19 protein-coding genes are annotated in these 19,977 nt (G+C 42.8%); 6 read left to right on the top strand and 13 right to left on the bottom strand.

Features of this window, described 5'->3' with window-relative positions; translation table 11 throughout:
- Window positions 1–107: 107 nt before the first annotated feature.
- Entirely contained in the window at window positions 108–290 is a 183-nt protein-coding gene (locus RG47T_RS15625) for a BF3379 family histone-like protein (RefSeq protein ID WP_074490335.1), read from the top strand.
- Window positions 291–442: 152 nt separating this feature from the next.
- On the opposite strand, the gene RG47T_RS15620 is transcribed toward RG47T_RS15625, so the two are convergent.
- Genes RG47T_RS15620 through RG47T_RS15605 form a run of 4 tightly spaced genes read right to left on the bottom strand, consistent with a single transcriptional unit; the run spans window position 443 to window position 2,731 of the window.
- Window positions 443–679, bottom strand: coding sequence for a cytochrome b5 domain-containing protein (locus RG47T_RS15620; protein ID WP_074490334.1), 237 nt, complete (start codon window positions 677–679; stop codon window positions 443–445).
- Window positions 676–1,359, bottom strand: a complete 684-nt coding sequence (locus RG47T_RS15615; protein WP_074490333.1) for a lycopene cyclase domain-containing protein — start codon at window positions 1,357–1,359, stop codon at window positions 676–678. The genes RG47T_RS15620 and RG47T_RS15615 overlap by 4 nt, the downstream gene beginning before the upstream one ends.
- Complete coding sequence (locus tag RG47T_RS15610) at window positions 1,356–1,898, bottom strand: hypothetical protein (RefSeq protein ID WP_074490332.1); 543 nt, start codon at window positions 1,896–1,898, stop codon at window positions 1,356–1,358. Before RG47T_RS15610 ends, RG47T_RS15615 begins: the two co-directional genes overlap by 4 nt.
- Window positions 1,898–2,731, bottom strand: coding sequence for a phytoene/squalene synthase family protein (locus tag RG47T_RS15605; RefSeq protein WP_074490331.1), 834 nt, complete (start codon window positions 2,729–2,731; stop codon window positions 1,898–1,900). Before RG47T_RS15605 ends, RG47T_RS15610 begins: the two co-directional genes overlap by 1 nt.
- Window positions 2,732–2,824: 93 nt before the next feature.
- Here RG47T_RS15605 and crtID point away from each other — a divergent pair, with 93 nt between their 5' ends.
- On the top strand, window positions 2,825–4,315 hold the full coding sequence (gene crtID / locus RG47T_RS15600) for a bifunctional phytoene desaturase/3,4-desaturase (protein ID WP_074490330.1): 1,491 nt from the start codon (window positions 2,825–2,827) through the stop codon (window positions 4,313–4,315).
- 170 nt (window positions 4,316–4,485) lie between these two features.
- Here crtID and RG47T_RS15595 read toward each other — a convergent pair whose 3' ends face one another.
- From RG47T_RS15595 to RG47T_RS15575, 5 genes are all read right to left on the bottom strand, one after another.
- The gene (locus RG47T_RS15595; protein ID WP_074490329.1) at window positions 4,486–5,025 is read right to left on the bottom strand and encodes an RNA polymerase sigma factor; all 540 of its coding nucleotides are present in this window, start codon (window positions 5,023–5,025) and stop codon (window positions 4,486–4,488) included.
- A 282-nt stretch (window positions 5,026–5,307) separates the two neighbouring features.
- Window positions 5,308–6,327, bottom strand: a complete 1,020-nt coding sequence (murB, locus tag RG47T_RS15590; protein WP_074490328.1) for a UDP-N-acetylmuramate dehydrogenase — start codon at window positions 6,325–6,327, stop codon at window positions 5,308–5,310.
- A gap of 232 nt (window positions 6,328–6,559) precedes the next feature.
- Window positions 6,560–7,003, bottom strand: a complete 444-nt coding sequence (locus RG47T_RS15585; RefSeq protein ID WP_074490327.1) for a sterol desaturase family protein — start codon at window positions 7,001–7,003, stop codon at window positions 6,560–6,562.
- A gap of 194 nt (window positions 7,004–7,197) precedes the next feature.
- Window positions 7,198–8,601 (bottom strand): dihydrolipoyl dehydrogenase, encoded by a 1,404-nt coding sequence (gene lpdA / locus RG47T_RS15580; protein ID WP_074490326.1) that lies wholly within the window; start codon window positions 8,599–8,601, stop codon window positions 7,198–7,200.
- Window positions 8,602–8,686: 85 nt separating this feature from the next.
- Window positions 8,687–9,232 (bottom strand): pyridoxamine 5'-phosphate oxidase family protein, encoded by a 546-nt coding sequence (locus RG47T_RS15575; protein ID WP_074490325.1) that lies wholly within the window; start codon window positions 9,230–9,232, stop codon window positions 8,687–8,689.
- Between the two features lie 225 nt (window positions 9,233–9,457).
- On the opposite strand from RG47T_RS15575, the gene RG47T_RS15570 reads away from it, so the two are divergent.
- The 4 genes from RG47T_RS15570 to RG47T_RS15555 all read left to right on the top strand — a co-directional run bounded on the left by RG47T_RS15570 (window position 9,458) and on the right by RG47T_RS15555 (window position 14,585).
- The gene (locus tag RG47T_RS15570) at window positions 9,458–11,341 is read left to right on the top strand and encodes a CocE/NonD family hydrolase (protein ID WP_074490324.1); all 1,884 of its coding nucleotides are present in this window, start codon (window positions 9,458–9,460) and stop codon (window positions 11,339–11,341) included.
- A 5-nt stretch (window positions 11,342–11,346) separates the two neighbouring features.
- A complete protein-coding gene (locus RG47T_RS15565) occupies window positions 11,347–13,017 on the top strand; it encodes a M1 family metallopeptidase (protein ID WP_074490323.1) in 1,671 nt (556 codons plus the stop codon).
- Between the two features lie 5 nt (window positions 13,018–13,022).
- Entirely contained in the window at window positions 13,023–13,532 is a 510-nt protein-coding gene (locus RG47T_RS15560) for a hypothetical protein (protein WP_074490322.1), read from the top strand.
- Between the two features lie 144 nt (window positions 13,533–13,676).
- Window positions 13,677–14,585: an IS1595 family transposase gene (locus RG47T_RS15555; protein ID WP_171972495.1), complete on the top strand. Its 909-nt coding sequence runs from the start codon at window positions 13,677–13,679 to the stop codon at window positions 14,583–14,585.
- 33 nt (window positions 14,586–14,618) lie between these two features.
- Here the strand turns inward: RG47T_RS15555 and RG47T_RS15550 are convergent, their stop codons facing one another.
- The 4 genes from RG47T_RS15550 to ftsY all read right to left on the bottom strand — a co-directional run bounded on the left by RG47T_RS15550 (window position 14,619) and on the right by ftsY (window position 19,910).
- Complete coding sequence (locus tag RG47T_RS15550) at window positions 14,619–15,704, bottom strand: Ldh family oxidoreductase (protein ID WP_074490321.1); 1,086 nt, start codon at window positions 15,702–15,704, stop codon at window positions 14,619–14,621.
- Between the two features lie 130 nt (window positions 15,705–15,834).
- Window positions 15,835–17,433 (bottom strand): bacillithiol biosynthesis cysteine-adding enzyme BshC, encoded by a 1,599-nt coding sequence (gene bshC, locus RG47T_RS15545; RefSeq protein WP_074490320.1) that lies wholly within the window; start codon window positions 17,431–17,433, stop codon window positions 15,835–15,837.
- 47 nt (window positions 17,434–17,480) lie between these two features.
- A complete protein-coding gene (gene rimO / locus RG47T_RS15540) occupies window positions 17,481–18,815 on the bottom strand; it encodes a 30S ribosomal protein S12 methylthiotransferase RimO (protein ID WP_074490319.1) in 1,335 nt (444 codons plus the stop codon).
- A 129-nt stretch (window positions 18,816–18,944) separates the two neighbouring features.
- A complete protein-coding gene (gene ftsY, locus RG47T_RS15535) occupies window positions 18,945–19,910 on the bottom strand; it encodes a signal recognition particle-docking protein FtsY (protein WP_074490318.1) in 966 nt (321 codons plus the stop codon).
- Between the last annotated feature and the right edge of the window lie 67 nt (window positions 19,911–19,977).

The raw sequence follows: 19,977 nt of genomic DNA, 5'->3' as shown, positions 1-19,977 counted from the left end.
CTTTAGAGCCATATTTCGACCTGTAAATTTTTTTTTAATAAAAAAAGAGTTTAGATTAGCCTTAGTTAAAACAATTAAACCTCAACTAATTAAAGGAGTAACTTAAAATGAAAAAATTTACTGAAGTGAAAGATCTGATCGCCTCTTTGGAAGGTGATGCGGACAAATTCTACAACAAAGGTAACAGCGCTGCCGGAACACGCGTTCGTAAGGGTATGCAAGACTTAAAAAACTTAGCTCAGGCTATCCGTTTAGAAGTTCAGGAATCAAAAAACACAGCGACTAAATAATTATATTATTAGCGCTTTTTACATTGCTTTGCAGCGTAAAGTAAAATACTAAAGAACCCCGTTACTCTATTGTCGCGGGGTTTTTTAGTAATATGCGAAACGTATTGCTTCAAATTGTCATTGCTTCATATTCCGCAATAATAATGGGGGAATTAGCCCAAACTCCCCACAACTACAAACTTCTCAAATACTGTTTCTGTATGTGGGGCGTCAGCCAGTTCGGCTGTTAAATCCTGGCCGGCCCAATGCTCGTAATGTTTGCCGTTGCGCCACAGTCGGCTTTCGGTAACGTCATAAATAATGCCGTTGAGGGCAACCCATATCTGTGGCTTATCCTGCCCGTTACGCAAGGCCAGCTGCGATTTGGTATACACAGGTAGTTCGCTCATACAGGGCTGGTTTTTTTATGCCTGAAGTATTCAAAAAAGCCTACATTCATCATCAATAGGGTCATAGAGTAAAAATGATCTTCAAAGGGAATAGTGCCTATCCTTAAGCCCATATTTTGATGATTATTGTATAGTACAATCGGGATAGATGTTAATATGCCATTCACAACATAAAATGGTATCAGGCTTACTATAAAGGCCAAATAAAAACGGTTAAGCCATTGTGCTTTAAATATTAACTGCACCAAACCTGTTAAGGCATAAAGCAGGCTGAAGGTAACTATGGTATATAAGCTGTTTGGGTACACAACCGCAAGCACTAAGCTAACCAGCATTAGTGCAACTGATATAGCTTTACTAAACCCCTGTGGTATTTGCCATTTAACGTAATAGTTAAGGCATTCGTAAATAAAAATGCAGGAGAAAGGCACCGTGAGGAAAAAAAGTACTTCTTCCAGCGGAAGCTGAAATATACGGATGCCGATAATGTAATGATCGTTAAATGACCATACGCCTTTAACAGTGAATAACACATCCCAAAATAAAAAGATTAAACCGGTAATAGCCATGCCCGGCCATATAAACCGCCAGTTTTTATAAAAATGCACCCTTTTATCAAACGACAGCGCAATTGGGAAAATAACCGTTAGCAAGTTAATAAGCAGGTAGGTATATTTCACTTTAGGGCAGCTAACTGTTTATGGAGGCTTGTGTTTTCATCACTATTACACTGTTTGGAATCGATCATAAATTTAATAACCGTTACTACCAGTTCTTTATCTGCAGTGCCATAGTTTTTTAACTCAATCTGGCGGATCATTTCTTGCTTGTCTATAGCTAGGTTTTTGTTATAGCCCAAAAAGCCCGGTACATTATGCTCAACAGAAAATCGCATAAACCTGATCTCTATGTTATGCGGATCTTGTGAAACGGCCTGTTTAAAGGTGCCTTCGGCGTCATTAAGGTATTTGATTTTGTAGTATGGGTTCCAGGTATGTTTGGCTTTGAGCGCCTCTAAAGCACCCATATAGCCATTAATTAAGCCCGACCGTTGTTCCATTGAGCCCAGGCTTTGGTATAATGAATCTGTGGTTTGTTTACGGTCAATGGCTTGCATCAGCTGTTTACGCAGGTTGGCTATATTGGGCTGCGGACTGTCTGCCAAACCAATTACAGTGGTTAGAATAAGCACCAGGAATAGTAAATACTTTTTAATCATTAAATTGCTTTTAACTTTTGCTGCAACACTGCTTTAAAGTACAACGCTATTTTACGCCTGTTAGATATCCGGATGCGTTTTTGTACGATGATACTTGCTGGTGTCTGGCTTATTTTTTTAAAGAGCTGCAGGTAATATACGTAAGCCACATAAACACCCAGTTTAGCGCCAGTGGGCAGTTTTATAATGCCTTCTAAAGCTGCATCAAAATCGCGTTTTATCTCCTTTTCTATATGTTGCTTATCTGTTTCTGTAAAGTTATTAAAATCAATGTTAGGAAAGTAGGTACGGCCACGCTCTTCAAAATCTGACTTTACGTCGCGCAAAAAGTTGATTTTTTGAAATGCCGCTCCAAGGCTGCATGCTTTGGGTCGCAGTTGCTCGTATAATACGGTGTCGTTTTCGCAAAACACCTGCAGGCACATTAGTCCAATTACTTCGGCCGAGCCGTAGATGTAGGTGCAATAACTTTCGCGGTTATAAACCTTGTTATCCAGGTCCATTTCCATAGATCGTAAAAACGAATCGATAAGATCATGATGGATGCCATATTGATTAACCACCTGTTGGAAAGATTGCAGCACAGGGTTGGTACTGATACCGCGAGAAATAGCCTCAAAAGCATCGGCTCTGAACTCACTGATCAGTTGTAATTTATCGTGTTCATGGAAGGTGTCTACTATCTCATCGGCATACCTTACAAAGCCATAGATGGCGTAAATAGGATTACGAAAACGTTTATCAAAAGATTTAATTCCTTTACTGAAAGATGTGCTGTATTTGGCTGTGATTAGCTTACTGCACTCGAAACAAGTTTCATCGTATAATGTCATGGGGGTCATCAGCGCTATAATCAAATGTACATATTTTAAGGATTAGCGTGTAGCTACAACAAACAATTGCTTACTTTGTGATGTCTGCAACATATGAATAATAGCACACCCCCCAATATTATTATTATCGGTGCCGGTTTTGCCGGCCTGTCTGCCGCCAGCGTTTTGGCTAAGGCGGGCTTTAAAGTTACTATTTTAGAAAAAAACGATCAGCCTGGTGGGCGTGCACGCATCTGGGAATCTGATGGTTTTAAGTTTGATATGGGCCCCAGCTGGTATTGGATGCCGGATGTGTTCGAAAATTATTTTGCTTTGTTTGGGCACAAGCCGTCAGATTTTTATGATTTGAAACGCCTTGATCCAGGTTACCGCATTTATTACGGTAAAGCTGATTTTATGGATGTGCCTGCCGATATGCAGCAACTCGAAGCCTTGTTTGAAGAACTGGAACCCGGCAGCAGCACCAGACTAAAAGAATTTTTACAGCAAGCCGAATATAAATATAAGGTTGGCATGGGCGAATACGTATTTCGCCCTTCGCATAATATAGGTGAGTTTATTGATTGGAACCTTATTAAAAAAAGTTTCAGTATCCAATTGCTTACCAGCATGAGCAAGCATGTGCGTAAATACTTTAAAAACCCGAAGCTGATTAAAATGCTGGAGTTCCCGGTATTGTTTCTGGGTGCCACGGCACAGGACACTCCGGCAATGTACAGCATGATGAACTATGCCGACCTGGCATTGGGTACCTGGTACCCAATGGGTGGCATGCACGAAATTGTGAAAGCCATGGTTAAAACTGCCGAGGAACTAGGCGTAGAGATTAAACTAAATACAGAGGTGCTTTCGATTGAAACGGCAGCCGGAGTTGTCTCTAATATAAAAACTAACCAAGGAGATTTTAAAGCCGATTTTGTAGTAGCCGGTGCCGATTATGAGCACGTAGACCAAACTCTGTTAACGAAAGCAGATCGTAATTACAGTCCAGAATATTGGGACAAGCGGGTTATGTCTCCATCGAGCTTATTATTCTATATTGGCACTAATTGTAAGATAGAGGGCATCCAGCATCATAACTTATTCTTCGACGAAGATTTTGAACAGCATGCTGCCGATATTTACACCCAGCCTAAGTGGCCGGATAAGCCTTTGTTTTATGTTGCCTGCACTTCTAAAACTGATGATAATGTTGCCCCGGCTAATGGTGAGAATCTTTTTTTTCTGATGCCCATTGCTCCCGGACTGGAAGACAATGCCGATACCCGTGAAAAATACTTCGACCTGATGCTGGATCGTTTTGAGCGAATTACCGGTTCCAATATCCGCAACCATATTGTAGTAAAGCGTAGCTATGCACTGGATGATTTTAAGGCAGATTACCATTCGTTTAAAGGTAATGCTTACGGATTATCGAATATCCTGTCACAAACGGCATTTTTTAAACCAAGTATGCGCGCCAGGAAGGTTAAGAATATGTTATATACCGGTCAGCTTACGGTGCCGGGCCCGGGTGTGCCGCCTGCATTAATATCCGGGCAGGTTGCGGCAGGGGAGGTGATTAAGTATTTTAAGGATAAGTGAGCTGTCTAAAATTGTGATTGCGAGCGATAGCGTGGCAATCTCGACGCATGTGTCGCTACGGGATTTTTAGTCGTTCCTCTTCAGCAATAACGCAATTTTTAATCAACAAAAAAGGTCGGGCTAACTAAGCCCGACCTTCTCATTTATATATTGTTGAGTTTAAATATCAATTATTCTTCTTCGGCGTATACCGGTTTTTTAACACCACTATCGTAAGCCTTTAAATTTTTCTTAAGCAATTTGCGGGCAACGTGGATACGTGTTTTAACGGTTCCAATAGGTATGATCAAGTGGTCTGCAATTTCGTGGTATTTATGGCCTTCAAAATACATGGTGAAGGGTACATAATAATCTTCAGGTAACTTGTCTAAAGCGCGGCGGATATCATCCATCACAAATTTAGCTTCACCTTGATTTTTTGTTGAGCTGAAAACCAGATTAGCAGAAGATATTTCTTCGGACTTGGTTACGAATGTGCTCATTTTCACAAAACGACGATAGTTGTTTATGAAAGTATTTTTCATGATGGTGTATAACCATCCTTTTAAATTTGTGCCTTCTTTAAACTTATTATAATAAGTTATTGCCTTAAGCATTGTATCCTGCACAAGATCGTTAGCATCATCTGCATCATGTGTGAAGTGCAATGCGTATGAACGTAGTGAACTGGCCTGACGAAGCACCATGGTGTTAAACTCAATCTTTGTCATATTGTTTGTGTTTTGTATTAATACTTAAACAAACACGGTGCCGTTTTGGCCAAACATGGCATTAGCTTATTGTTAACAATGGCGTAAGATGATTTAACGTGTATAATTATTGTTTAGCGATATTTTTTCCTCCGTCATGTAAATGTCTGTAAATAAGTACTTTTATGAAGGTTTTATGAGTTTTATAGCTAAGGTGTATCGTGTAAAAAGGGCTTGAAATTTGTTTTGTAACAATAATGGTACACTTTACAGAGGTGTAATATTTCTTTCAGAATAATAAAATTAACTAATAATATTTACTTCTCTCTCCAGTATAACGCCAAATTTAGTGTACACACTGTCTATGATTTGCGACGATAATGTATACACTTCGCTTCCGGTGGCCCCTCCGTGGTTCACTAATACCAAAGCCTGGTTTTTCCAGGTGCCGGTATTGCCTACAGTTTTACCCTTCCAGCCACACTGTTCAATAAGCCAGCCTGCAGCCAGTTTAATAACGCCATCAGTAGTAGGGTAGTTCACCACATCCGGAAACTGGTTGTGGATCTGTTTAAACAACTCCTCGCCAATTACCGGGTTTTTAAAAAAACTGCCCGCATTACCAATGGTAGATGGATCTGGTAGTTTTGATACCCTAATGCGCGACACCACTGCTGATATATCCTTAATAGTAGGATTGGCAATATTGTTTTTTTCGAGTTCCTGTTGTATCGCACCGTAACCCAAATTGAGGTTAGGGTTTAAAGAGAGCTCAAACTTAACCTGTGTAATAATGTATTGCCCTTTGAGTGCCGATTTAAATACACTTTCCCGATAACCGAAACCGCACTCATCCTTCAGGAAAGTTTTAAATTCACCTGTTGCAATCTCAAACGCGCGGCAGCTATGGAATACATCTTTTAATTCCACACCATAAGCACCGATATTTTGGATAGGAGATGCCCCAACCGAACCGGGAATCAAACTCAGGTTTTCCATGCCGGCAAAGCCATAGTTAACACAGTAGGTTACTAGCTCATTCCAAACTTCGCCTGCACCTGCTTCAACAATAACATGGTCATGGCTAATACGGTGCTCAATACCACGAATATTCATGCGGATCACCAGCCCATCAAAATCAGTAACGAACAGCATATTGCTGCCTCCGCCCAAAATTAGTCGTGGCAGGTGCCGCCATTGCTCATCCAGGAATAGCTCAACCAAATCATCTTCGTGGGTAATCTCAGTAAAATAACGTGCGTTAGCCGCTATACCAAAGGTGTTGAAGTTTGTAAGTGAAGCGTTTTCCTGTATCTGAAGCATGGCGTGTATTGGTGTTTGGGGCGAATTTCGGAATTAATTTGTTAAACCAGTTTGTCATTCCAATATATTACATCGTCATGCCGAACTTGTTTCGGCATCCCAAATGCTAAGTATAAAAGCGATAAGTATATGGCAATGTAAAGGTGAATATCCACGTGTAAACCTGTCCTGTGGGGTGCCGAAACAAGTTCGGCATGACGGGTGGAGAGGGCACTTGTATTAAAATCGCTTCCTACTTCTTCCCATACTTCTTGCTCGCCACCAGCAACCCGAACTCTTCACTTGGCCATTTCTTCATACTTTTATGATGGATCTTGTGCGCCCTGCGGATATTTAGCAGATAGCCATTGTTGGTTTTAAAAGGCTTAAAGCGGTTATGAATAAACCAATCGTGAAAAATGAAGTATATTATACCATATAAGCTAATACCGACACCAATCCACATTCGATAATCTAAATTAAAATGACCAGCCCACATCAGCCATAAGGATAACCCGGCAAACAGGATACTAAATATATCATTCAATTCAAACCATTTGTGCTTGTTGTGCCCGTGATGTGTTTTATGGATAAACCATAGTGGCCCATGGAACAAGTACTTATGCATCGCCCATGAGAGTGCTTCCATTATGGCGATGGTGAGGAGGGTGATGGCTATGTAAGTTGTGATGTTCATTTATATTGTCTAAGCCCGGTCCGATCGTTCTAAACTCTGCCCGTCACTGCTGCGAGGTACGAAGCAATGACGGCAAAGTTGTAAATCTTTTTATATTCTCTAAAAATACAAAAGGCTGCAGGATATGTTTCCTGCAACCTTATAATAACTTAATCAACCAGGCAAAACTCACCTAATCAACAGCTCACTATTAACTAAATATGTATCGCACGCTTAGCAGTTGCATCTAGGCAGGCCTCGCGTATAGCTTCGGTATAAGTTGGGTGGGCGTGGCTCATGCGCGAAATATCTTCGGCGCTGGCACGGTACTCCATGGCAACTACGGCTTCGGCAATCATATCTGCCGCACGCGGGCCTATCATGTGTACACCTAAAATTTCGTCTGTAGCTTCATCGGCCAGTACTTTAACAAAACCGTCGGTATCCATACTTGCACGGGCGCGTCCGCTGGCTTTGAAAGGGAATACACCCAGTTTAAACTTAACGCCTTTTTCTTTCAGCTGCTCTTCGGTATAACCCACGCTGGCAACTTCTGGCCAGGTGTAAACTACACCCGGTATCAGGTTATAGTTAATGTGTGGTTTTTGTCCGGCTATAATTTCTGCCACAAAAGTACCTTCATCTTCGGCTTTGTGGGCCAGCATAGCACCGCGTACCACATCGCCAATGGCGTAAACGCCTTTAACGCTGGTTTCCAGATGCTCGTCAACCGTAATTTTGCGGCCACGTTCTTCAACGGTAAGGCCAATGTTTTCTAAGTCTAATTTATCTGTGTAGGCAACACGGCCAACAGCTACCAGGCAATAATCGCCTTTTAGTTCTTTCTTTTCGCCTTTAGGTGTATCAAACGTTACGGTAACGTTGGTGCCTTTAACACTGGCACCGGTAACCTTGTGGCCCAGGTAAAACTCCATACCTTGTTTGGCCAATACCTTTTGCAACTCTTTCCCCAATGATTTATCCATGGTAGGGATAATAGAATCCATGTATTCTATCACAGACACCTTGGCGCCTAAGCGGGCATAAACAGAACCCAGCTCCAGGCCAATAACACCGCCACCAATCAGTATCAGGTGTTTAGGTACTTCTTTAAGCGTTAAAGCTTCGGTAGATGTTATGATGCGTTTTTTATCAATTGGTAAAAACGGCAGGTTAGATGGTTTAGAACCGGTAGCAATAATTACATTTTTACCGCTGATGGTTTCTTCAGTGCCATCGGTTTTAGTGATCTTGATAGTGTTTTTATCAATAAACGAACCCATACCCTGGTACGAGGTGATCTTGTTTTTTTTGAACAAGAAAGAGATCCCACCAGTAGTTTGCGCTACCACTTCGCTCTTCCTTTTAATCATTTGTTCAAAATCAACCTTTAGGTTATCCAGGCTGATACCGTGGGTTTTAAAGGTGTGCGAAGCATTATAAAAATGTTCAGACGAATCGAGCAATGCTTTTGATGGGATACAGCCTACGTTTAAGCAGGTGCCGCCAAAAGTTGAATATTTTTCGATACAGGCTGTTTTTAAGCCAAGCTGGGCGCAACGGATGGCAGCCACATAGCCACCTGGTCCCGAGCCAATAACAATCACATCGTACTGCATAGTAGGTTTTTAAATTGTTGCAAAGGTAAACATTCTGCAAAATTACCATGCCCTTTTTTGTCCGCTTTTGGTAACAAAATGTCAGTTAAAACATTGCAGTTGGTAACCCGTCCAAACTCACCCGGTTTTTCTCTTCGCGATAGGCTAATAAACCATCCTCGCCCTTGTTTTCGGCCCATTTGTATGATTGATCTCGTTCGCCGGTGTACTCATAAATTGGTACGCCAAAACCACAGGATGTTTGAACCTTGTCAACATCGGCCACAATAATTTGCCGGGTGGAGGGGTGCAGGCTAAAGTGTGCGGATAGTTCGGCCCATTCTTCATCGACGGGTAAAACTGTTCGACCTTGTCCAAACAGGCGCATAATATTAGGCGCGCCGTCAAAGGCGCAAAACATAATCGTGATTCGCCCATTCTCCAGGATGTGTGCCGATGTTTCATTACCGCTGCCGGTAATATCCATATAAGCTACCTTGTTGGGGTTGATGACGCGGAAACTATCCAGCCCTTTGGGCGAAACATTAACATGCCCGTTTGCGCTCAGTGGAGCAGAGGCCACAAAGAACATCTTTTGGTGTTCGATAAATTTGGTATGGGCTGGGAGGATCGTATCGAAAAACTTGGCCATATTGATTGGGTTTCTGATGTGTGATAATCAAATATAGTAAATCAGAGGTTGTGGTTTTATTAATATACCGTTAGTTTACAAGGTGCTGTTTTACAAACAGTCGTAATAATTTTAATACAATCCCCGCGTTTAGTGCAACTTAGATGCATTAACTACTTAAAATAGTTATTAAGTCAGTTTTACTTTATATTTTAGCTCAACTAAATACCCAACTGATATAAGTTCATGAAGAAAATTTATGTTTTAGTGCTGGCCTTATTGGTTACCCATGTTGTAACCCAGGCGCAAAGCACTTCTCCAGCGTCGACCTACGCTAAAGAAAACTACACCAAGAAAGAAGTTTACATTACCATGCGCGATGGTATCAAGCTGTTCACTTCCATTTATACGCCAAAGGATGCTTCGGCGCAGAAGAAATATCCAATTGTGATGCAGCGTACCTGCTACAGCATTGCTCCTTATGGCGAAGATAAAATTCCGGCGCGTTTAGGCCCGTCAGAAATTATGATGAAGCAGGGTTACATTGTGGTTTACCAGGATGTGCGCGGCCGCTACAAAAGCGAAGGCACCTGGACCAACATGACCCCGGTTATAGACAATAAAAAAACTAAAAAAGATGTTGACGAAGGTTCTGATACCTACGATACCATCGATTGGCTAGTTAAAAATGCCGCCTTTAATAATGGCCGCGTAGGGCAGTGGGGTATCTCATATCCGGGTTTTTACACTGCAGCGGGTATCCTGTCAAACCACCCGGCATTGAAAGCCTCATCGCCGCAGGCACCGATTTCTGATTTTTGGTTTGATGATTTTCACCACAATGGTGCTTTGTTAGAGAGTTATTTCTTCACATATCCTGTATTTGGTGTACAAAAGAAAGATACCACCAGCAAAGCCTGGTATAACGACCAAAATATTAAAGCTAATACCCGCGATGGCTACCAGTTTTTGTTAGATATGGGCCCGCTTAAAAATGCTGACAAATATTATAAAGACAACTTTTACTGGCAAGAAACCGTGAACCACCCTAACTATGATGAGTTTTGGAAAGCACGCGGACTAACCCAGCATTACGGCAAGGTTATGCCGGCGGTTATGTTTGTAGGCGGCTGGTATGATGCCGAAGATTTAAGCGGCCCGCTGGATATGTTTAAAAAGATCAACAAAACAGACCCTAACGCTTATAATACTATCGTGATGGGGCCATTTGGTCATGGCCGCTGGTCGCGCGAGACAGGGCATACTATGCACAGCAACGTATACTTTGGCGATAGCATTGCTACCTTTTACCAAAAAGATATCGAGGCTAAATTCTTCGAACATTTCCTGAAAGGTAGCGGCGACAAAAAAACTTCTGATCTGCCTAAAGCTTACATGTACGATACAGGTAAGAAGGAATGGGAGAAATTTGCGCAGTGGCCGGCTGCAAACGCAACAAGCCAAAAGTTATTCCTGAATGCTGATGGTAAATTGGCTAAAGAGCAACCTGCTTCAAGCGGTTCAGTATCTTATGTGAGCGATCCGTTAAAACCGGTTCCTTACACTGAGGATAACACAACTACCATGGGCTTCACCCCGCACAACTACATGAGCGAAGATCAGCGTTTTGCCGGTCGCCGTACAGATGTGCTGGTGTACCAATCAGAAGTTTTAGCGGATGATGTAACCCTGGGTGGCCAGATTATAGCGCACCTTAAAGTGGCCAACAGCAGCACTGATGCAGATTATATTGTGAAGCTGATCGACGTTTACCCAATGGATGAGAAAAACAACGATTACATGCCGAACAAAAATATCATCCTGAGCAATTACTGGCAAATGGTACGTTCTGAAATTATGCCGGCACGTTTCCGCAATAGTTTCGAGACACCAGTAGCGATGGTTCCCGGACAAAAAACGGATGTTAATGTACGTTTGCAAGATGTGCTGCATACCTTCAAAAAAGGCCACCGCATTATGATCCAGGTACAAAGCACCGCTTTCCCGCTGTTTGCGCGTAACCCACAAACATTTGTGGCTAACCCTTACAAAGCAAACGAAAGCGATTATGTAAAAGCGACAGAAACTGTTTACAACGACAGTTATGTTGATGTACAAGTTATAAAATAATACACATGCTTAAATTAAAAGCAATACTAACAGGAGCGGCCTTTGCTGCTCTTGTTTCGTTTACGGCTGACGCACAATTGTTAGGCCATGCAGGAATGTTCACCCGTGCCGATAGTTTGCGCGGATCGTTAACCAGCCCACTACGTACCTGTTACGATATTAATTACTATCACCTGGATGTGAAGTTTAATATCGATCAAAAATTTATCAGCGGCAGCAACTTGTTTAAGTTTACTGCTACGCAGGATTTTGATAAGCTGCAGTTTGATCTGTTTGCTAATTTAAAGGTGGAGAAGATCATCTACAAGGGAAAAGAGCTTCCATACACCCGCGAGTTTAACGCGGTGTTTGTAAGCTTTCCGCAAACGATAAAGCAAGGTGTTAAGGATGAATTTACGGTCTACTATTCGGGTAACCCAACCGTGGCTAAACATGCGCCCTGGGATGGCGGCATTATGTTTAGTACCGATTCGTTAGGTAAACCATGGGTAGCCTCGGCTTGCCAAGGAATGGGTGCCAGCGTGTGGTGGCCTAATAAAGATCAGCAAGCAGATGAGGTGGATAGCGTGTTGATCAGCATCAGCGTACCTAATGGCTTAAAAGATGTATCGAACGGTCGACTGCGTAAAGTAACCAAATTAAAAGATGGCTATACCCGTTTCGATTGGTTTGTAAGCAACCCCATTAATAACTATGATATAGCCGCTAACATTGGCGACTATACGCACTTTAATGACATTTATGACGGTGAAAAAGGCAAGCTGACTTTGGATTACTGGGTGCTTCCTTATAACCTGGAAAAAGCCAAAAAACAATTCGGCCGGGATGTTAAGCCAATGATTAAGGCTTTTGAGCACTGGTTTGGTCCATATCCTTTTTATGAGGACGGCTACAAACTGGTAGAAACCCCGCACCTGGGTATGGAACACCAAAGCGCCGTAGCTTATGGTAACAAATACAAAAACGGTTACTCGGGTACCGACCGCTCGCAAACCGGCTGGGGGTTGAAATGGGATTTTATCATCATACATGAAAGCGGCCACGAGTGGTTTGGCAATAACATTACCTCAAAAGATTTGGCCGATAGCTGGATTCATGAAGGCTTTACCAATTATTCGGAAGCGTTATTTACCGAAAGCATGTGGGGCAAGCAGGGAGGGCAGGAGTATACCCACGGTCAGCGGCATTTAATACAAAACAAGGAACCTGTTATTGCGCCTCATTTGGGTGTAAACGAAGATGGTTCGGGCGATATGTATGATAAAGGCGGTAACATGCTCAACATGATCCGCACGGTTATTAATGATGATGAAAAATGGCGCTCAATCCTACGCGGATTGAATAAAACCTTCTATCACCAAACGGTAACTACCGAACAGGTTGTTACTTACATTAACCAGCAATCGGGTATGGATTTAACACCGATTTTCGATCAGTACCTGCGCCATGTAAACATCCCTACGCTGGAGTTTCGGTTTAGCCAGGGTAAAACCTATGCGCGCTGGATAGCCGATGTTGATAATTTTGAAATGCCTGTACTTATTAAAGTTAAAGGCGGCCAATATCAATTCATCAAACCAACGCGATCTTTTAAGCCGATAGAAATAAATGGATTAACTAAAGACAATTTGGAGGTTGATACGTTTAACTATTATATCGGTGTTTTGATAGATTAAATTACATGACCATATCGGCTAATCGTTTTCCGGCAATAATACCATCAGCATTAACTTTGCTGGTGGTATTGTTGTTTAGTGCCTGCTCCTACATTAATAATAAGCCGGAGCGCAAAATAGTTAACAAGCTGGCCGGTACCTGGAAACTGGATAGTGTGTTAGAAAACGACGGTAAATATCACCGGGTTGATACTAATGGCATCGACGTGGTGGTGTTTGATAAAGAAATGAACTTTGTGCGCAATCATTGGAGCGGCGATGTAGGCCACGATGATTCGGGCAAATATACCGTTGCTATAACCCCGCAGCGCGAAATAGCGAGTGTATCGCTGATCCCAAATTTGAAAATTAAGGGAAAAGACACCACCAGGCATTACTATAATTTTGATGTGGTGAAAATTACAGATTCGTTATTATACAAAATAGATGCAACCGAGCTAAGAGAGCAGGATGATGGTAAACCGGCTATAGTTTTTAATAAGCACTCGGTTTATAAAAGAATAGGGAAGAAATAAAGAAAATCCCCTTTTGAGAGGGCGCGCGGTGGAATGGTGTATGGCAGGGGTGTGTTGTTAGGCCAAACAAGAACACACCCCTGCACCCCTCTCAAGAGAGTAATAGCCTATGAAAAGACAGGATAAAAAGTTATCTTTATGATAATGAATATAATAGAAGTGCTTGCAAGGTATTTTGAACAGGACACCTGCATTGAACATTTGGAAAGCATTAGATGGCAAGGGGCGCCGCAATGCCCTTATTGTAAGAGCAAACAAAGTACAAAACGAAAAGAAACATCGCGTTATCAGTGTAATGGCTGTAATAAGAGCTATAGCGTTTTGGTTGGGACTATTTTTGAAGCCACTAAATTGCCCCTGCCCAAATGGTTCCTGGCAATAACGCTTATTCTGAATGCAAAGAAGGGATTATCTTCTTTGCAATTAGGGCGTGATATAGATGTTAACCGTAACACCGCATGGTATTTGCAAATGCGCATCCGCAAGGCGATGCAGGAGGGCGAAGATCAGGATCTGTTTACTGGCATCGTGGAGATAGATGAGACGTATATCGGTGGTAAGAAAGCAAACCATTCAAAAAAAAAGCGTCAGGAAAGACGCGATAATGGATTGCAGATCACAGGAATGCAGGATAAACAAGCTGTTCTCGGTATGCTGGAGCGTTCGGGTCGGATAAAACTCCAGGTACTTGACAAGGCGCAAGGAAAAACGATCAAGCCTGTTATTGAGCAAACAGTAAGCAAGGATGCAAGTCTGGTCACTGACGGCTTTGGCGGCTACGCGGGCTTAGGTAAACAATACAAAGAACACCAGATACTTAATAAGGAGAAGGAGGAATATACAAGAGGTAAGTACCATACTAATACGATAGAAGGCTTTTGGACGCTACTCAAACGAGGCGTTTATGGACAATACCACAAAGTATCTGTAAAGCACCTCCAAGCCTATCTAAATGAGTTCACCTTTAAATATAATCATAGGGATAACAAATCAATATTTGATACACTAATTAACAAATGCGCCTTACAAAACAATACTCCTGTCTTTTCATAGGCTATTACTCTCAAGAGGGGAATCGCGCGAGCCCTATGCTTTATCTTTTAACCCTTCCATTCCAAACCTCACCGCCAATTCATTCAAATCATTTATCACGGTATCTACCAGCGGGATGCCATTTTTTATACGGTCAGTTTCTGCTTCCAGTTCGGGTTCGCCGGGGATAATTACTTTTTGATCTGGGTTAATTGTTTCTGCCGATTTAAAGCGTTCTATCCAGTTATCGAGGTTGTCTTTAAACTCCTGTGCCGGGCGGAAACCATCTACCCGCATAGCGCCTACAAAATGGCCAATACCTTGCCCCGGAGGATTGGCTGATGGCTCCAGGAAAGCCACAAAAGGAGGTACCCATGGCCCATAAGCTGCGCCGGATAACACACCTGATAGAATATCTACTATCGACCCCAATCCAAAACCTTTATGGCTGCCATGATCGCGGTCGCTACCCAATGGTAACAATGAGCCGCCAGATTTCAAGCTATGCGGATCGGTTACGGCATTACCTTGTTTGTCTTGAATCCATCCTTCGGGTACATCGATACCTTTGCGCTGGGCTATCTCCAGTTTACCATTAGCCGCGGCCGAAGTTGCCATATCAACAATTACAGGCGGATATTTACCTGCGGGGAAAGCATAGCAAATAGGGTTGGTACCCAACATCCGCTCGTTAGAGAAAGTAGGTGCCACCAGCGGACTGGCGTTGGTTAGCGCATAACCAATCATATCTTGCTCAACAGCCATCAACGCATGATAACCCGCAATACCGAAGTGATTAGAATTGCGTACAGCAACCCATCCCGAACCATATTTTTCGGCTTTCTGTATTGCAATCTGCATGGCAAATGGCGCAACTACCAACCCCAGCCCGGCATCGCCATCTACAGTGGCTGTAGTGGCTGTTTCGTGTACAATACGGATAGTGGGTGTGGCGTTAATTCGTTGTTTCTCCCATAGCCTTACGTAGCCGCTTAAACGGGCCACACCGTGTGAGTCGATGCCGCGCAGATCTGCCTTGATTAATACATCAGCAGCAAGTTTTGCATGCTCTTGCGAGCAGCCAATGGCTAAAAATACATTTTTGGCAAAGGTGCGAAGGGTAGATTGGGGGATGAGCATGGGGCAAAGATAGTATTTATGTGTTTTTTGTCATTCAGAACGTAGTGAAGAATCTTCTGCGCCATACTATGTGGCTATACAGATCGGAGAAGATTCTTCGCTATCGCTTTGAATGACAAGTAGAGTTTCTCTATGCTGTTAACACATCAAACTTAAACGCCAACGGCTCAAAATTATTGATCAATTCATCAATAAAAGCCTGCCCATATTTAACGTAAAATAATCCGAAGTTTTCGTTACGCTCCTGCAAACCGCCGCTGGGGAAAAGGTCTGCTTTGATGCTGTCTATTTGCTCCAGACGGGTGCTATAGTTGCGTTTTTCGGCACGAAGTAATTTCTTTTCGAGGTTATCTATCGCGTGTTTTAAACGCGCTTGTACGGCTGCTGCTGATGGTGAAAGAGTTTCGTCGATTTTACAGGCGCGGAGTTTTATTTTCTCGAAAATGAGGCTTAATTCACGCCATTCATCTTTGAGGGACAGGTCGTGATCGGTATGTTTCTTTACCCAATCGCTTTTAATGGCGTCGGCGCTTTTAAATAGGTCTACATGGCAGAGCCCCATTTTTTTAACCTTGGTGGCAGTTTCCTGGCTCATTACCAAGCCCGAGTTACGGAGAATCAATAGCGGAAAATCAATCTGATAATGATCGAAGTTTGCTTTCAGTTCTAACCAGTAAACCAGCTCGCCTCCGCCGCCAATGTAGGCCAGGTTTGGCAAAATATATTCCTGGTATAGGGGGCGCATAGCTACGTTGGGGCTAAAGCGTTCGGGGTATTCGTTAATTTCTGTGCGCAGTTCTGCCTCGCTAAAGCTGATTTCTGTGTTTAGGATGTGATAACGGTTGTTCTCGAAAACAATACGTTCGCGCAAGCCGTCAGTGAGGTAAAAGAAGTTGATCTCGCGCGGGTTAACCTGTATATGTACATTAAGCAATTGCAGCAAAGCCGTAGTAGCCATGATGTTTTTATAGCTGTTTTGCTCAATAACATCGCGGGTAATGATTTCGGCAAAGTGTTTTTTCAATCGGGCATCGTCAGCATCAATAATTACCAAGCCATATTGGCCAAATAAAGCATTGGCTAAATAACGGGTACTATCGGCAAGGTTATCAAATTTTGCATAAGCCGTTTCCATAATTTCGGCTAGCTCGGCACCGTGACCCTCCATCCCTAAAACACCTTTATATTGGTTAAGGGCATCGCGAATGGTTTTAGTATTTAAACGGCCGGTTGCACCTGCAGCGTCAAGGCTCCACTGAACTTTTTTACCACCGATGTTGGTATAGTTGATCTCGGCAAAGTCGTGATCTTCGGTAGCCATCCAATAAACCGGGACAAAGTTTTTATCAGGGAAAGCATCCTTTAACTGGCGGGCCAGCTTAATAGCGCTGATTATTTTGTAAATAAAATACAGCGGACCGGCAAAAATATTGAGCTGGTGGCCGGTGGTAACGGTGTACGTGTTTTCGTCAGCTAATGCAGTAATGTTTCCCTGCGGGATAACAGCTTCGGCATTAACAGCAGAGATGCTTTGATATTGTTGGGTAAGTACGTTAACCAGCAAAGGGCGGTCGGCAGTTACCTTTTTATCACTGAAAATTTCAGCAAAACCTTTCAGATCCGGGCGATAAGAATAGAATGAACGGAGATTGGGTTGATCTTCCAGGTAATCTGTAACCGTTTTCGAAAAATATCCGGTGTCTTTATAGCTTATGCAGGTAGCATCCATTGGGTCAAATGTATAGGATTGATTGAAATGCCATGCTACATGTGTAATTATTTTACAATTTGTCCATAAAGATCAAAATCCTCGGCATTTTGAATCTCCACGTTTACAAAGGTACCAATGGTAGCATATTGCGTAGTAGCATCGATTAAAACCTCGTTATCAACTTCCGGCGAATCATATTCGGTTCGGCCCGCAAAATAGCCGCCTTCCATTTTATCAATTAATACTTTGTAAGTAATGCCAATTTTTTCCTGGTTTTTATCGAACGAAATACCTTGCTGAATTTCCATAATAGCATCAGCACGTTCCTGTTTTACTTCTTCGGGTACATCATCAATCAGGTTATGGGCAGCAGTTTTTTCTTCGTGCGAGTAGGTGAAGCATCCTAAGCGATCAAACTTAGTATCCTCAACCCATTGGGCCATTTCTTCAAAATCCTGTTGGGTTTCGCCAGGATAACCTGTAATAAGGGTAGTACGCATGGCAATGCCCGGTACTTTATCACGGATCTGGTTAACAATGTCGATGGTTTTTTGCTTGGTGATGCCACGGCGCATCGATTTAAGCATGTTATCTGTAATGTGCTGTAACGGCATATCCAGGTATTTGCAAATGTTATCGCGTTCGTTCATCGCATCCAGAATTTCCATCGGGAAGCCGGAAGGGTAGGCGTATTGCAAGCGGATCCACTCGATACCGTTAACGTCAGACAAGCGGCGAAGCAGCTCGTCGAGGTTACGCTTACCGTATAGATCTAAACCATAATAAGTTAGATCCTGAGCAATCAGGATCAGTTCTTTAGTGCCTTGTTTAGCTAGCGACTCTGCATTTTTAACCAGCTGATCCATCGGCGTGCTTACGTGCTTACCACGCATCAGCGGGATGGCACAGAAAGAGCACGGGCGGTTACAGCCTTCAGCAATTTTAAAATAAGCAAAGTGCGAAGGGGTAGTTAAAAGGCGTTCGCCCAGTAACTCGTATTTATAATCGGCACCGATGGATTGCAGTAAATTTTGCAGATCATTGGTACCAAAGTAATTATCAATGTTGGGTATTTCGGCTTCTAATTCAGGTTTGTAACGTTCAGAAAGACAACCGGTAACAATTACCTTGCCAACCTTACCCTGCTCTTTCAGCTGGCTGTATTGAAGAATAGTATCAATAGATTCCTGCTTGGCATTATCAATAAAACCGCAGGTGTTAATTACCACAATGTCGTTTTTGCCCACACGGTCGCTCTCGTGCACCACATCAAACATATTACCTTTGAGCTGACCCATCAGTATTTCCGAGTCGTATGTGTTTTTAGAGCAACCGAGGGTAACTACGTTTACACGGGGTTTTGCGGTAATAATGGTTTTGTCTATTGCTTTTGTTCTCATTAATTTTTCTTATCTCACTATATCATATTTGTCATTGCGAGGTACGAAGCAATCTCGTAGCTATACAAATCGGATATGCTTACGACGAGATTGCCACGCTGTCGCTCGCAATGACAAATAGGGTATATTTTACTTATTGAATAAACTATTGACGAATGCTTTCCTATCAAATAGCTGTAAATCATTGACACCTTCGCCAACACCGATGTATTTTACCGGGATCTTAAACTGATCTGAGATGCCGATAACCACACCACCTTTGGCGGTGCCATCCAGTTTGGTTAGGGCAAGGGCGTTTACATCGGTTGCCTGGGTAAACTGTTTGCATTGCTCAATGGCGTTTTGCCCGGTTGATGCATCCAGTACCAACAAAATCTCATGCGGGGCGCCCGGAACAACCTTTTGCATTACGTTTTTAATTTTGGTAAGCTCGTTCATCAGGTTCACCTTGTTATGCAAACGGCCTGCTGTATCTATAATAGCTACATCGTCGCCGTTGGCAACTGCCGATTTCAGGGTGTCATAAGCTACCGAAGCGGGGTCAGACCCCATGGGCTGTGCTACAACGCGTACATCAACACGCTTGCCCCAAAGTAAAATCTGGTCGACCGCGGCAGCACGAAATGTATCTGCAGCGCCTAAAACCACTTTGTTACCGGCCTGCTTAAGCTGATGCGCCAGCTTACCGATGGTGGTAGTTTTACCAACACCATTAACGCCCACTACCATAATTACATAAGGTTTATGGGTGCCGTATTCAAAGCTATTAAAATCGTTGCTGTTATTTTCTGCTAAAAGATGCTGGATCTCGTCGCGCAGCAGGGTATTCAGCTCGGTTGTGCTTACATATTTATCGCGGGCAACGCGTTCTTGTATCCGCCCGATAATTTTAAGGGTGGTACTAACACCAACGTCGCTGGTAACCAGTATTTCTTCCAACTCATCCAGCACATCATCATCAACGGTTGATTTACCGGCGATGGCTTTGGATATTTTGGAAAGGAAATTGTCTTTGGTTTTTTCCAGCCCGGTATCCAGCGCCTGCTGTTCTAGTGGTGTACTTTCTTTTTTCTTGAAAAAATCAAATAATCCCATATTTAATGTGCAGATGTGATGATTTGCAAATGTGCGAATAAATTAGGCAGCCCCACCTAAATCCTCC

The sequence above is a fragment of the Mucilaginibacter polytrichastri genome (assembly GCF_001911425.1).
In the GTDB taxonomy this organism is placed as follows: Bacteria; Bacteroidota; Bacteroidia; order Sphingobacteriales; family Sphingobacteriaceae; genus Mucilaginibacter; species Mucilaginibacter polytrichastri.
The sequence above is the reverse complement of the archived record's forward strand: the minus strand, read 5'-3'. Positions and strand labels throughout refer to the sequence as shown.